At 66.8% G+C, this 14,087-nt stretch carries 12 protein-coding genes; 7 read left to right on the forward strand and 5 right to left on the reverse strand.

The window, feature by feature from the left end; translation table 11 throughout:
• The first annotated feature begins 182 nt into the window (after nucleotides 1–182).
• Nucleotides 183–1,208, forward strand: coding sequence for a phosphotransferase family protein (locus tag ON44_RS44025; RefSeq protein WP_040701250.1), 1,026 nt, complete (start codon nucleotides 183–185; stop codon nucleotides 1,206–1,208).
• A 249-nt stretch (nucleotides 1,209–1,457) separates the two neighbouring features.
• Here ON44_RS44025 and pgi read toward each other — a convergent pair whose 3' ends face one another.
• The 5 genes from pgi to ON44_RS44050 form a co-directional block, all read right to left on the reverse strand.
• Nucleotides 1,458–3,050, reverse strand: coding sequence for a glucose-6-phosphate isomerase (gene pgi, locus ON44_RS44030; RefSeq protein ID WP_040701253.1), 1,593 nt, complete (start codon nucleotides 3,048–3,050; stop codon nucleotides 1,458–1,460).
• On the reverse strand, nucleotides 3,047–3,646 hold the full coding sequence (locus tag ON44_RS44035) for a cysteine hydrolase family protein (RefSeq protein ID WP_040701255.1): 600 nt from the start codon (nucleotides 3,644–3,646) through the stop codon (nucleotides 3,047–3,049). Before ON44_RS44035 ends, pgi begins: the two co-directional genes overlap by 4 nt.
• A gap of 79 nt (nucleotides 3,647–3,725) precedes the next feature.
• Nucleotides 3,726–4,472 (reverse strand): SDR family NAD(P)-dependent oxidoreductase, encoded by a 747-nt coding sequence (locus tag ON44_RS44040; RefSeq protein ID WP_040701257.1) that lies wholly within the window; start codon nucleotides 4,470–4,472, stop codon nucleotides 3,726–3,728.
• Nucleotides 4,469–5,788 (reverse strand): acyl-CoA dehydrogenase family protein, encoded by a 1,320-nt coding sequence (locus tag ON44_RS44045; protein WP_040701259.1) that lies wholly within the window; start codon nucleotides 5,786–5,788, stop codon nucleotides 4,469–4,471. The genes ON44_RS44040 and ON44_RS44045 overlap by 4 nt, the downstream gene beginning before the upstream one ends.
• Before the next feature lie 17 nt (nucleotides 5,789–5,805).
• Nucleotides 5,806–6,825, reverse strand: a complete 1,020-nt coding sequence (locus ON44_RS44050; RefSeq protein ID WP_040701261.1) for a phosphotransferase family protein — start codon at nucleotides 6,823–6,825, stop codon at nucleotides 5,806–5,808.
• 84 nt (nucleotides 6,826–6,909) lie between these two features.
• On the opposite strand from ON44_RS44050, the gene ON44_RS44055 reads away from it, so the two are divergent.
• The 6 genes from ON44_RS44055 (at nucleotide 6,910) to ON44_RS44080 (ending at nucleotide 14,073) form a co-directional block, all read left to right on the forward strand.
• Nucleotides 6,910–7,569: a TetR/AcrR family transcriptional regulator gene (locus ON44_RS44055; protein ID WP_051183373.1), complete on the forward strand. Its 660-nt coding sequence runs from the start codon at nucleotides 6,910–6,912 to the stop codon at nucleotides 7,567–7,569.
• Between the two features lie 76 nt (nucleotides 7,570–7,645).
• A complete protein-coding gene (locus tag ON44_RS44060; RefSeq protein WP_040701263.1) occupies nucleotides 7,646–8,878 on the forward strand; it encodes a CaiB/BaiF CoA transferase family protein in 1,233 nt (410 codons plus the stop codon).
• Between the two features lie 419 nt (nucleotides 8,879–9,297).
• Entirely contained in the window at nucleotides 9,298–10,497 is a 1,200-nt protein-coding gene (locus ON44_RS44065; protein WP_040701265.1) for a cytochrome P450, read from the forward strand.
• A gap of 5 nt (nucleotides 10,498–10,502) precedes the next feature.
• On the forward strand, nucleotides 10,503–10,985 hold the full coding sequence (locus ON44_RS44070) for a VOC family protein (RefSeq protein ID WP_040701344.1): 483 nt from the start codon (nucleotides 10,503–10,505) through the stop codon (nucleotides 10,983–10,985).
• Nucleotides 10,985–12,100: an acyl-CoA dehydrogenase family protein gene (locus ON44_RS44075; RefSeq protein ID WP_040701267.1), complete on the forward strand. Its 1,116-nt coding sequence runs from the start codon at nucleotides 10,985–10,987 to the stop codon at nucleotides 12,098–12,100. Before ON44_RS44070 ends, ON44_RS44075 begins: the two co-directional genes overlap by 1 nt.
• Nucleotides 12,101–12,576: 476 nt before the next feature.
• Nucleotides 12,577–14,073 carry a class I adenylate-forming enzyme family protein gene (locus ON44_RS44080; protein WP_040701271.1) on the forward strand — a complete coding sequence of 499 codons (1,497 nt, stop codon included), beginning with the start codon at nucleotides 12,577–12,579 and terminating at the stop codon, nucleotides 14,071–14,073.
• Nucleotides 14,074–14,087: the final 14 nt, after the last annotated feature.

Below are 14,087 nucleotides of genomic sequence, written 5' to 3' on the forward strand. Positions count from 1 at the left end.
GCATCCGTTCGGAGGGCACCTGCGATCTGATCGCCACCGCACGGGTCGCGGGCGCGAAACGCTTTCTCGCCCAGAGCATTGCATGGATGCGCATCGACCTCGTCGCGAGCGATGGTGCTGAAACCCGGACCCGCACATATGGTTCGCCGATCGTACCGACGAAATGACAAGGGTGAGTGGGCATGAGCGTTGTCGCGAATAGTTCGGAGTTGGTGCAGGAGCTGACCGCGCGCACCGCCGCCGCGGTCCGCGGTTGGGCACCCGGCGCGACCGTAGTGGGTGTCGAACCACTCACCGGCGGAACGTCGAGCCTGACGTACGTGGCCGAATTATTCGGTGCCCCAGCCGGATACGAGCGTGTTGTGCTGAAGGTCGCGCCCCCGGGCCTGGCGCCGGTCCGCAACCGAGATGTCCGGCGCCAGGCCCGGATCATGGAAGCGCTGGCGGATCGGCCAGGGGTGCGGGTGCCGACGGTCCTGTTCCACGATGCGGGCGCACCGCCGACGGTCCCGCCGTTCGTCGCCATGGACCTGGTGCCCGGCACCTGCGTCGAACCGGTGCTCGTGCCGCGCGGCACCGTGCCCGCCGACCAGGTCCGGACCCGAGCATTCGACGCGGCCGGAATGCTCGCCGATCTGCATCGAGTGAACCCGGAGCACACCGCGCTCGCGACCGAGCCGGCGGTTTCCCTCGACGCTGAGATCGACCGCTGGACAAGGGCTTTCACCACGGTATCGGATGATCTGCGCACCGGCTACGAGGCGGTCGCGGACCGCCTGCACGCCACCGTGCCCGCTGCCATGAAACCGGTCTTCACCCACGGTGACTACCGGCTCGGCAACACACTGTGCGAAGCAGACCGCATCACCTCGATCATCGACTGGGAAATCTGGTCCCTCGGCGACCCCAGAATCGATGTCAGCTGGCTGACCTTCTTCACCGACGAGGCCGCGCATCCGGCGTCGGTATCCGATGAGCCGACCGGCATGCCGGGTATGGCCGAACTGGTCGACGCCTACCAGGAGGCGCGTGGCGCCGCCCTGCGGGACCTGCCATGGTTCGAGGCGCTGACCAAATACAAGGAGTCCGCCGCGACTGCACTGCTGATCAAACGCGGCCGCAAGTCCGGCCAGTGGAACGATATGCACCAACGCATGCTGCCCGCCCTGCCGCTGCTGCTCGACGAGGCGATGGAACTGCTGGGCTGATGCCGATGTAGACGGGGGCCGATATGGATCGGGCGCGCCGATAGCCCGAACGCGGTGAGGCGCACCCCGGAACGTCGGTGACTATCGCCGCGTTCACAATGCGGGTCGGCGGCCTCGAAATATCCTCGGCAACTGTGTATTCCGTGGCTTTCGCTATCGTTGCGGCCAGCGCCGCCGTCGCCGTACGGCCATCGTGGGGGCCTGCGACGTAGGCAGCGAAGACCGCTGTCGGTGCGGTGGATCCGTCGGTTACTTTCGGGCGTGCCGGTACCGATCGACCAGCGCAGTTGTCGAGCTGTCGTGTGCACTCGACTGATTCGTGGTGAGTTCGGCGTAAATCTTTGTGGCGAGGACCTTTCCGAGTTCGACGCCCCATTGGTCGAAGGAGTTTATGCCCCAGATCCAGCCCTGGGTGAAGATCTTGTGCTCGTAGACGGCGATGAGCTGGCCGAGCGTGTACGGGGTGAGGTGGCGTAGCAAGAGGGTGTTGCTCGGCCGGTTTCCCGGGAAGTCGCGATGGCCCCGCAGTGGACCGGTGTCATCGGCGCTGCCGAAGGCCAGGGCTTCGGTCTGTGCGAAGAGGTTGGCCATGAGCAGGTCGTGGTGCTCGGTCAGATCGTGCCGCGGGCGCAGCACTCCGATGAAGTCGGCGGGCACGGTCGTGGTGCCCTGGTGCAGAAGTTGATAGAAGGCGTGTTGGCCGTTGGTACCCGGTTCGCCCCATACGATCGGCGCGGTGTCGTAGCCGAGCGGAAGGCCTTGGCGGTCGACGGATTTGCCGTTGCTCTCCATATCGAGCTGTTGCAGGTAGGCGGGCAGTCGCGACAGCCGCTGGTCGTAGGGGAGAACGGCGTGGGTATGGGCGTGCCAGAAGTTGCGGTACCAAATCCCGATGAGCCCGAGCAGTATCGGAATGTTCTGTCGCGGTGGGGCGGTGCGGAAGTGCTCGTCGATCGAATGCGCTCCGGCGAGCATGCCGCGGAAGTTGTCCGGACCGATGGCGAGCATGAGCGATAGACCGATCGCCGAATGCAGCGAATACCGGCCGCCGACCCAGTCCCAGAACTCGAACATATTGGCCGGGTCGATACCGAACGCGGCGACCTGGCGGGCATTGGTCGATACCGCGACGAAATGCCGGGCGATGGCGGCCGGGTCGTCGAGCGCGGCCAGTAGCCATTCGCGGGCGGTGCGGGCGTTGGTCAGGGTTTCGATCGTGGTGAAGGTTTTCGACGACACCACGAACAGGGTGGTGGCCGGATCGAGGTGGTGCAGGGTGCGGGTGATGTCGTGGCCGTCGATATTGGCGACGAACCGGACATCCAATGTCTCGGAGGCGAATTCGCGTAGGGCCTGGTAGGCCATGGCGGGCCCGAGGTCGGACCCGCCGATGCCGATATTGACCACCGCCCGGATCGGCGCACCGGTGGCGCCGCGCCACTGCCCAGAGCGCACCCGCTCGGCGAATGCGCTCATCCGGTCCAGGACGGTTCGTACGTCGGTGACCACATTGCGTCCGCCGACCTCGATGCTGCGTGCCGCGGGCGCGCGCAGCGCGGTATGCAGTGCGGGACGCTGCTCGGTGGTGTTGATCGGCTCGCCGGTGAACATGGCGCGGATGCCGGTCCCGAGTTCGCGCTCATCGGCCAATTCGACGAGTAGGTCCAGGGTTTCGGCAGTGAGCAGATTTTTGGAGTAGTCCAGTACCAGGCCGCTGTGCTCGATGGTCATCGCCGGTCCGCGCCCCGGTTCCCGGTCGAACAATTCGCGCAGCCGGGTTTCGCGAAGGTCACGCTGATGGGTCCGGAGCTTGGTCCAGGCCGCGGTCTCGGCGAGATTCATGCGCTGATCGTGGACCTGTCGAGTAAGGCGAGTATCTCGTCGGTGGTACCGGTTTCGGCGATCTTGGGAAACACCTTGCGCAGCACGTAGTCGTGATCTTCCTGATCCAGATCGGTCACCGCGTCGGTGGCGATCGTGACGTTGAAGCCGTACTCGTGCGCACCACGCGCGGTCGATTCGACGCCCATACTGGTGGCGATACCGGTAACCACGACCTGGGTGACGTCGTGCTCGCGTAGCCACGCCGCGAGCGCGGGGTCGTGGAACGCGCCCCAGACCCGTTTTATCACGGTGTGATCACCCGGCCGCGGCCCCAACTCGGCCAGCAGCGCGACGGCCTCGGCCGCTGAACGCGCAGCCGCCGAGCTGGACTGTCGGCCCGCCCCGCCACCGCGGCTCGCCTCGGTGCGGCCGGGCGCGACACCGGCCGCCGTCACGATCACGACCGGGAGGTTGCGTTTACGGAAGGCGTCGGCCAGCCGGATCGACTGCTCGACAATCGACTTCGCGGAGTGCACGGTCGGCAGCGCTACCACCGCATCCTGCAGGTCGACGACGACCAGCGCGGTGTTCGCATCTATTTCGGTCAATGGCATGAGGTCACCTTTCGGTCCAAGATCAACATTATTCTCCACCGAGAATGTCAATTGCGCTCTCCGGTAATCGGATCAGCCCTCAGTACAATCCGCCGTCGACCCGGATCAGTGCGTCGGTGGTGTAGCTGGAGGCGTCGCTGGCGAGATACAGCGCGGTGCTGATGATCTCCGCCGGCTTACCCGGCCTGCCGAGCGCACTACGGGTGATATGTCGCTTCTCCTCCGCCCAGGCCTTGGAGATATCGGTGAGGAACGGCCCCGCCGAGATGGTGTTGACCCGCACCTTCGGACCGTACTCCTGGGCGAAGACGGTGGTCAGCACATTCAGGGCGGCCTTGGCTCCGGCGTAAGGGCCGAATCGCGGTTGCGGCAGCAGTGCTCCCGAGGAGGAGATATTGATGATCGAGCCGCCGTCGCCGTCGGCCATGCGCCGCCCGATCAGCGACGCGAGCCGGAACGGGCCCTTGAAATTGACCCCGATCACCTTGTCGAACAGCTCTTCGCTGGTCTCCTCCGAGGACGGCGCCAGCGGCGACATACCCGCATTGTTGACCAGGATGTCGACCTTGCCGAACTCCTCGTAGGCCGCGTCGGTGAGGCGGCCGAGGTCGTCCCAGTGGCCGACATGCGCGGCGAACGGCAGTGCGCGCCTGCCCAGTTCGCGGACCTCCTCGGCGGCCACCTCGCAGGCGTCGAGCTTGCGGCTGGTGATCACCACGTCCGCGCCCGCGGCGGCGAAGGCGCGCACCATTTCCAGACCGAGGCCCCGGCTGCCGCCGGTGACCAGCGCGACCTTGCCGGACAGATCGAACAGTTCCGCCGTCATGCGTTCACCCCGCCGCTGAGGCTGTCGTCATTGATGATGTGCGCGTAGCGCTTTCGCGCATCCTCGAGCTTCGGTGGGATGTGTTCGCTGGGGAACAGTCCCTCGGCGGGCCGGTACTTCTTCAGCATCTGCTTGGCGACCGTGGTGCGGTGCACCTCGGTCGGGCCATCGGCCAGGGCGAGATTCGGGGCGGCCATCCACCACTTCGCCAGCGGCAGTTCATTGGTGGTGCCGAGCGAGCCGTGCAGGTGCAGCGCGCGCTGGATGATGTCGTGCAGCACCTTCGCCATGGCGACCTTGCACATCGCGATCTGCGTGCGGGCGGCGCCGTGCGGCTGGGTGTCGATGATCCAAGCGGTGTTCAGCACCAGCAATCGGTACTGCTGCAATTCGATCCAGGAGTCCGCGATGAACTGCTGTACCGCCTGCTTATCGGCGAGCAGGGTGCCCTGGGTGCGGCGCGAGATCGCGCGCTCGCACATCATGTCGAAGGCGCGGGTGCATTTGCCCACGGTGCGCATGGCGTGGTGGACGCGGCCGCCGCCGAGGCGGGCCTGGGCGACCTTGAAGCCCTCGCCGGGTGCGCCGAGCATGGCGTCGAGCGGGACCCGGACCTGGTGGTAGCGGATATAGCCGTGGATGCCCTCGTCGAGGGCGTCGCGTTCATCCATGGTGCCGACATTGCGCTTGATCTCGATGCCGGGCGTCTCGGCGGGCACGATCAGCATCGACATGCGGGCGTGCGGCGGCGCATCCGGATCGGTGACGGCCATCACGATGAGGAATGACGCGTACCGGGCGTTGGAGGAGAACCACTTCTCACCGTCGATCACCCATTCGTCCCCGTCGCGCCAGGCGCGACATACGAACTCCTTGGGGTCCGCGCCCGCCTGCGGCTCGGTCATCGAGAAGGTGGAGACGATCTCGCCGTCGAGCAGCGGCTGCAGGTAGCGGGCCTTCTGCTCCTCGGTGCCGAACATGGCCAGGATCTCCGCATTACCGGTGTCCGGTGCGGCGGTGCCGAAAACCGTTGGCGCCCAATAGGACCGGCCCAGAATCTCGTTGAGGTAGGCGAGCTTGACCTGACCGTAGCCCGGCCCGCCCAGTTCCGGTCCGAGGTGACAGGCCCACAGGCCCTGCGCTCGGACCTGTTCCTGCAACGGCCGCAGGATCGCGCGGGCCTTTTCGTTACCGGTGTCGTACGGGTCGCCGCCGTGCGGGAACAGCAGGTCGAGCGGCTCGACCTCCTTGCGCACGAACTCCGCGGCCCAGTCCAGCTTGGCCTGGAACTCGGGTTCGATCGTGAAATCCAGCATCGGTCCTCCGAAAGGGATCAGTGGGTGAGGTAGGTGCGGGCGGCCATGAGCAACGGCGGGATGCCGTGGCGCATCCGTTCCACCCGCTCGGTGACCTGGCCGCGGCGCTCGGCGTTCTTGACCAGCAGCGCGGATGCGGCGGCCTGTTTGTAGCGGACCAGGGCGTCGAACCAGCCGAGGTCCGCGACCGGTGTGCCGCGCGCCGTCTCGTACGCGGCGAGCAGTTCGTCGGGTTCGAGCGTCGGGGCCGCGGGCGCGACGGCCGTCGGATGGGCGGGATCGGACATCAGTCGCAGCCACGCCAGGTCCAGGCGCGGATCGCCGACCGACCAGATCTCCCAGTCGATCACCGCCCGGATCTCGGTCCCGACGCATTGCATATTGCCCAGCCGCCAGTCGCCGTGCAGTAGCGCGGGCGGCAGTGGCTTCGGAATCGCCGCGGTGAGCAGAGTCCGGCACTTGACTTCGTCGAGCTCCGCGTCCGGTTCGAGCGCACAGGTGGCGAAGGCCCGCTGCCACCGCTCGACCTCGGTGTCGAGGGCGACCGCGGGTTCGTCGATGCCCAATTCGGCGGGCCCGACGGTGTGCAGGGCTGCCAGCATGCGGGCGGCCGCCGCGGCCCGCGCGCGCACCTCGTTCGGAGCGGGGCGACGTTCGAGCGCGATATGGCGGGGTTCGTAACCTTCGCCGTCCGCGAAAGACATGACGAACAGCGGCGGGATCTCCGGCGGTGCGCCGACGTCGGAACCGAGCACCTTCGGCACGGCCACATCGGGCACCTCGGCGAGTGCGGTGAGTGCGCGGGCTTGGCGCAGCACATCCCGGTTCCGGACGGGTTCGAGACCCGGCGGGGCGACCTTGACCACGACGCGAACCCGCTCGTCGGTCACGGCCGAGTAGGTGAGGCTCGAGGTACCTCCGGTCAGCTGCGTCAGGTCGTGCAGTGGACGGCCGATCGCCGCGGCCGCGCGACGCGCGATATCGGCGGGATCGGCAATGCCCACTTTCGGTCCTACCACCTGTGACCCGTCGGCCATGCCCACTCCGTTCGACAGAACGCCATACCACCGTGCAAGAAAACGATTCTGGTGAATCGGTATTCGAACAGTACACTCTTTTATATGACGAGTCCACACGTCGAGGACGACCCGGTCGGTGGCGAATCCCTGGTGGCCCGGGCGGTGCGGCGGCGTACGGGGGATCGGTACGCGATTGCGCGGGATGAAGTGCGCCGCCTGCTCGACGCCGGCATGGAGCTGATGCGGGCCGATCCGAACGGGAATCCGCGAATCGTCGAGATCGTCCGCCGGGCAAGGGTTTCCAACGACGCCTTCTACCGGGCATTCCGGAGCAAGGACGATCTCATGGCCGCGATCGCCGACGACGGGGCCAGGCGATTGCTCGGCCATATCCGGCGCCGCTGCGCTCGGCACACCGACCCGGTCGACCAGGTCAGGGCCTGTGTTCAGGTGGTTTTCAAGCAGGCGGCCGATCCGGAGGTAGCCGCGACGACCCGTGCGGTGCTGCGGAATACCTCCCGCGACGGCCGGTCGGCCTTCGGCGGTGTTGAGCTGCGCCGTCAGATCGCCGAACTGCTCGCGGTGCCACTCGGTGCGGGTGGAAGCCCGGATCCGGACCGTGACGCCATGGTCGCCGCCTGTGCGATCTTCGCCGTCATGGAGCAGTTCCTGTGGACCGAACAGGTGCCGACGGCCGCGGATGTCGAGCATCTCGTGGCCTGGATAGTGCCACCGAAACCAGGGGTGACCGATGCGGTCTGACCCTGCACAACCTTGTGGTGTCCGTTGAATAGCGGATACTCTTCTTCAAATACCGACGCTAAGAGGAGCTGGTTCGATGCACAAACCGATGCAGGGCGTGCGCGTACTCGAGGTCGCGCAATTCACCTTCGTCCCGGCGGCGGGTGCGGTGCTCGCGGACTGGGGCGCCGACGTGATCAAGATCGAGCACGCGGAACGCGGTGATGCCCAGCGCGGACTGGTCCGGGTGCTCGGTTACGAGGCGAACAGTGCCGGGTCGTCCTTCTTTCCGATCATGGAGGGGCCGAACCGAGGCAAACGCAGTGTCGGTCTCGCACTGGAGAAGCCGTCCGCGCGCCGGGTGTTGGAGGAGTTGATCCGCAGCAGCGACGTATTCCTCACGAACTTCCTGCCGGAGGCGCGAGCGAAACTGCGGATCGATCTCGAGGACGTGCGCGCGATCAATCCGGATATCATCTACGTGCGGGGCAGCGGCTTCGGTGTGCGCGGCGCGGAGGCGACCAAGGGCGGCTACGACAGCACGGCATTCTGGGCGCGCGGCGGCAGCGCCGCCGGGGTGACCCCGCCCGGCGCCGACCGGATGACCCGGATGCCCGCGGGCGCCTACGGCGATTCGATCGGTGGCATGACCATTGCCGGTGGTATCGCGGCTGCGCTCTACTCGCGCAAGATGACGGGGGAGCCGTCGGTGGTGGACGTCTCGCTGCTCGGCGTCGGCGCCTGGGCCACACAGTTCACGGTCAATCTCGCATTGATGAACGGTGGTCCGCTGCCGGTGAATTCGCCGCCGCGGCACGGTTCGGCCACGAATCCGCTCATCGGGGCGTACCGCACCTCGGACCAGCGCTGGCTCGAATTGTCGATGCTGCAGCCCGGCCGCTACTGGCCCGAGTTCTGCAGGCTGGCCGGTCGCGAGGAATTGGCCGCCGACGAACGCTTCGACAACACCGAGAAGCTGATGGCCAATGCGGCACAGGCCGCCGAGCTCGTCGCCGAGATCATCGCGGCGCGGCCGTTCGCCGAGTGGGTCGAGATCCTGGGCAGTGGGGAAGGGCAGTGGGCGGCGGTGCAGAACGCGTGGGAGGTCGGCCAGGATCCGGCGCTGCGTGCCAACGATCTGATCGCCTCGGTCGTCGATGCCGACGGCGTCGATCGTGAACTGGTCGCCAACCCGGTCCAGTTCGACGAGACGCCGGTAACTCTCACGCGGGCACCGCAATTCGCCGAACACACCGACGAGGTCCTGCTCGAGATCGGTCTCACCGAGGAGGAGCTGATCGCGCTGAAGATCGACGGCGCGGTCACCTGATCGCTTCCGCATCGCAGGCATGCGGAAGTAAAAGTGTCCTCTTCGAAGCTGAACGTCCATCCCATGGGATAGCGCCCAGACTCGTATCTGCCATCAAATAGGCTGCTAATTGCGAGTTGTTTCAGAGGGTGACGAGCAAGAGTTCGTCGACGCTAGGCAAAAGAGGTTACGAAATAAGGGCTGGCCGGTATATTGGACCAGCACGACGAGTCGAGGCATGCCGGGTCACGGTATGCGCATGACGTACTACGAGGCTGCGACGCGGCACGGGTGCGGTCGTAACGCCCACCGGCCCGCGGAGACGCGAATACAGCGCCCGGCGCGGCGGCCTTCCAGAGAGGATCAGCGATGAGCGAGCGAGCAATAGGCACAGCCACGTCAGTGGTCATGACGGAGCCGAGCGACAGCGAGGCGCAGTTATGAGCACTGCGCTCGAGCCCGAGGGCACCTACGAGGGTGTCCCCGCCTATCACTTCGACAACCGGCTCGGCGGTCCGGTCCTGAGTCATCAGCAGCGATGGGATGAAGTCGCCCGCACCCATTCCGGATTCCGCAGCACCATCGCGCGCGGATACTGGGTCGTCACGGACGGCCGGGCGGTGCAGGAGGCGCTGCAGGACTGGCGAACCTTCTCGAACACCTCGGTGACCGCGCTCGAGCCGAATCCCCGTTTCCTGTGGATTCCGGAGATGCTCGATCCGCCCGTGCACACGAAATGGCGGCGACTGCTCGGCAATGACTTCTCCCCGAAGACCATCGCCGCCCGTGAGGAGGAGATCCGGCAGGTCGCGATCGAGCTGATCGATCAGCTGAAGGACAGCGGCAGTGCCGATGTCCTGGACGAATTCGCCCGCCGGTTCCCGACCATCATCTTCATGCGGCTGGTCGGCCTGCCCGAGGCGGATCTGCCCATATTCCTGGACTGGGTGCACGACATGCTGCACCTGCCCTATGACGAGGATCCGGAGGGGACCAGACAACTCGCCGCGATGCGCGCCGTGTCGGACTATTTCGAGGAGCAGATCGCACTGCGGCGCGAGGCCCCGCGCGACGATCTGCTCTCGCGTGCACTGGATTACGAGATCGATGGCGAGCCGATCAGCGATGCGGATATGCACGCATTCTGCATTCTGCTGTTCCAGGCGGGCTTCGATACGGTCCCGATCTCCATCGGCTGGGCCCTTTATCACTTCGCCACCCATCCGGAGCAGCGCGACGCGATCATCGCCGACCCGTCGCTGATCGCGACGAGCGTCGAGGAGATCCTGCGCGTCTACTCTTTCGTGGTCCCCGCGCGGAAAGCTATGCAGGACACCGAGATCGGTGGCTGCCCGGTCAAGGCGGGCGAGATGGTGATGCTGCCGCTGGCGGTCACCAATCGCGATCCCGAGCGGTTCGAGAATCCGCTGGAGGTTGATCTGCACCGCACCGCGACCAACCACATCGCCTTCGGCTCGGGTCCGCACCGTTGCCTCGGCTCGCATCTGGCGCGCTTGGAGCTCAATGTCGCGGTCGAGGAGTGGCACAAGCGGATTCCGGAGTATCGGATCGTGGACGGACAGGAGCTCTCGCAGCACGGCAATATGTACGGCATCCAGTCGCTGCGATTGGAGTGGTGACCGCCATGGCGAATTCCACTGTGACACAAATACTTCGCGCGGCGGATCTCTACCACACCGGGATCGTGGTGCCGGACATCGAGGCATGGAAGACGCAGATGACCGAGCTCGCGGGCTACCGGTGGACCGCGACCCAGACCGCCGAGGTGCCGGTCCGGCTGGCCGACGGCGAGCGGGTGATGCAGCTCAGCTTCACGTATTCGCTCGACGCCCCGCACATCGAACTGGTGCAGGAGATCCCAGGGACACCGTGGACGGCGGCGCCGCCGCACGTCGCGACGCACCATCTCGGTTACTTCTGCGATGACGTCGCGACCACATCGAAACGGTTGGTGGCGGCGGGGTTCGCCCTGGAAGCCTGCGCGGTGGTCGACGGCGAGCCGTCGATCTTCGCCTATCACCTGTCGCCTTCGGGTGTGCGGCTCGAGATCGTTGACCGGTCGCGGATGCCCGATTTCGACGTCTACCTGCGCTCGAAGCTGCAGTGATGGCTTTCTCTTTCACGGCGGAGCAGGAAGAACTCCGCGCTACCGTGCGCAGATTCCTGGCGGACAAATCGCCGAGCGCGGCGGTGCGGCACTGGATGGAAACCGAACCCGGTCACGATCCCGCGGTGTGGCAGCAGATGGCCGAGCAACTCGGCCTGCACGGCCTGGCACTGCCGGAGGAGTACGGCGGTTCCGACGGCGGACCGGTCGAGCTGGGCATCGTGCTCGAGGAGATGGGGCGAGCGCTGCTGCCGTCGCCGTATTTCGCGACGGTCGCACTCGCCGGTCAGGCGCTCGCCACTTGCGGTGACGAGGCGGCCAAGGCGCGCTGGCTGCCCGCGCTCGCCGACGGGTCGCTGACCGCGACACTGGCGCTGGCCGAGGAGAGCGGCTCGTGGCGGCTCGCGGACGTCAGCACCGTGGCGACGCGGGTGGGCGAGGCCTGGACCGTGTCCGGCACCAAAATGTTCGTCGTCGACGGCGACTCGGCCGACCTGCTGCTCGTCGTGGCAGGCGGCGAGGCCGGAGTCGGACTGTTCGCCGTGAACGGAACTGCGGCCGGGGTGACCAGAACCCGGTTGGAGACACTCGATCCGACCCGCCGGCTGGCCAAGATCGACCTGAACGATGCTGTGGCGCAACGGATCAGCCCACCCACTGATGCGTCGGCATACCTGCAGGGCGTGCTCGATCTCGCGGTCGTCGCGCTGGCCGCCGAGCAGGTCGGTGTGGCGCAGGCATGTCTGGACGCCGCGGTCGAATACGCCAAGATCCGGGTTCAGTTCGACCGGCCGATCGGCTCGTTCCAGGCCGTCAAACACAAGTGTGCGGACATGCTGCTCGAGGTGGAGGCCGCACGCTCGGCCGCCTACCATGCCGCGACCGTGGCGGCCGCCGGTTCGACCGAGCTGTCGACGGCCGCGGCATTGGCGGCGGCGTACTGCTCGCAGGTCGGCACCCATGCGGCCAAGGAGAACATCCAGATCCACGGCGGCATCGGATACACCTGGGAGCATGACGCGCACCTGTATCTGAAGCGCGCGAAGTCGTCCGAGCAGTTGTTCGGCGGCCCGGCTTCGCATCGGGCGCGGCTGGCCGACCTCGTCGGAATTTGAGCGGTTCGGGCCGGGGGACGTCGACGGCGTTCGCCCGGCCTGGAATCCGCACTGCGCCAAGTCTTCTCGTAGCGACTCGCAGGTGGACATCGGCGAAATGATCGGTCGCCCGCCATATCGGTGCCCTGAAATAGATCGCTGAGCGATAGCGTGTTGGTGTATCGCATCAGTTCGCCGCCATCCGATCTGGCGTTGCGATTGACTGAACAATGCTCGAATCGTGTAGCGCAGAGGCGAGATTTTGTCGCCTGCATCCGCATGTTCACACCACGGATGTGATCTATCAGGCTCCCCGGTTGTCTGTTCGATCCAATAAATCAGTGTACTCTTATCTCGACGGTGAGCTCGTGGACTCGATCTCCGCGCACACGGAGTGGTCCGAGCAACGCACCCGATGCGGCGTTATCGCACGGAGTCGAACACCATGACCGACGTTCTCGCCGAGCAGGTGCTCGGCCTTCCGAAAGGCTGATCACATGGGAATTCGCGACCGACTGTCCCTGTTGCTCGCCGAGGCGCCCGCCGATGCCGAGGCCATCGAGCACGAGGAGCGGTGGTGGACCTGGGGCATGGTCCAGGAGACGGCGCGGGCGGTGAACGGTGCCCTCGATGCCGCGGGTCTGCATCCCGACGCCCGCGTCGGCGTGGTGCTCGAGAACCGGCCCGAACACGTCGCGGTGGTCGCCGCCGTGATCGCCTCCGGGCGCTGTGTGGTGATGCTCAGTCCGCTGCAGCCCGCAGCCCGACTCGCGGCCGATATCGCCCGCTGCGAGGTCCCCGTCGTTATCGCCGGGGCGGAGGCGCTGGCCCGTGCGGGCGTACTCGCCGCGGTGACCGCGCACGGCCTCGCTGTGGAACTCGGCACCGACGGTGCACTGCGTCCTGCGGGTGGTACCGCCGCACCCGACGCGCCCGGCAATCCGGGCGTGGCCGTCGAAATGCTCACCTCCGGCACGACCGGTCCGCCGAAGCGGGTGCACCTGCGGGTCGGACAGCTCGACCAGGCGCTCGCTTCGGGCGGGCAGACGCCGAAGCCGGGTCGGCTGCTGACGCGGTCGGCGGCACTGGTATCCGCGCCGCTGGTGCATATCGGCGGACTGTGGCGCGCGTTGGCCTGCCTGGCCACCGGCCGTCGCATGATCCTCATGTCCAAATTCGCCCTGGAGCCGTGGCTGCGTGCGGTGGAACGCCACGAACTGCGAGCGGTGAGTTTGGTGCCCGCGGCCCTGCGCACCGTGCTGGAGGCCGATGTGCCGAAGCAGCGGTTGGCGAGCCTGCAGGTGGTCACCTCCGGCACCGCGCCCTGCCCGCCCGAACTCGCCGACGCGTTCTTTCAGAAATACGGTCTGCGCGTCCTGATGACATATGGCGCAACCGAATTCGCCGGTGCGGTCGCCGGGTGGACGCTGCCGATGCACGAGCAGTGGTGGGATCGCAAGGTCGGCAGTACCGGGCGCGCCCTGGACGGCGTCGAGCTCCGGGTGACAGACGAGAACGGCAGTGAACTGCCGACCGGGCAGACCGGACGGCTCGAGGTCCGCACCGAGCAGACCGCGCAGGGCGGCACGGTGTGGGTGCGCACCAGTGATCTGGCCCGGATCGACGCGGACGGCTTCCTGTGGATCGAGGGGCGCGCCGATGACGCCATCATCCGCGGCGGCTTCAAGGTGCAGCCGGAGACGGTCCAGCGCGTGCTCGAAGCGCACGACGCGGTGCGGGAGGCAGCCGTCGCCGGTCTGCCCGATCCGCGGCTCGGCGCGGTGCCGGTGGCGGCGGTCGAAGTCGAACCCGGACGCACGCCGCCCGCGGTGGCCGAACTCGTCGCCCTCTGCCGTACTCAGCTGATGCCCTACGAAGTGCCCGCGCACATCCTCGTGCTCGACGCATTGCCGCGTACACCGTCGAGCAAGGTGAGCCGCGTGGAGCTACTGGACATCGTGCGAGCCCAGCTCGCCGAACGCACGACGGCCTGACCGCAACGATCGAG

It is taken from the genome of Nocardia vinacea NBRC 16497 (genome assembly GCF_000308835.1).
Classification (GTDB): Bacteria; Actinomycetota; Actinomycetes; order Mycobacteriales; family Mycobacteriaceae; genus Nocardia; species Nocardia vinacea.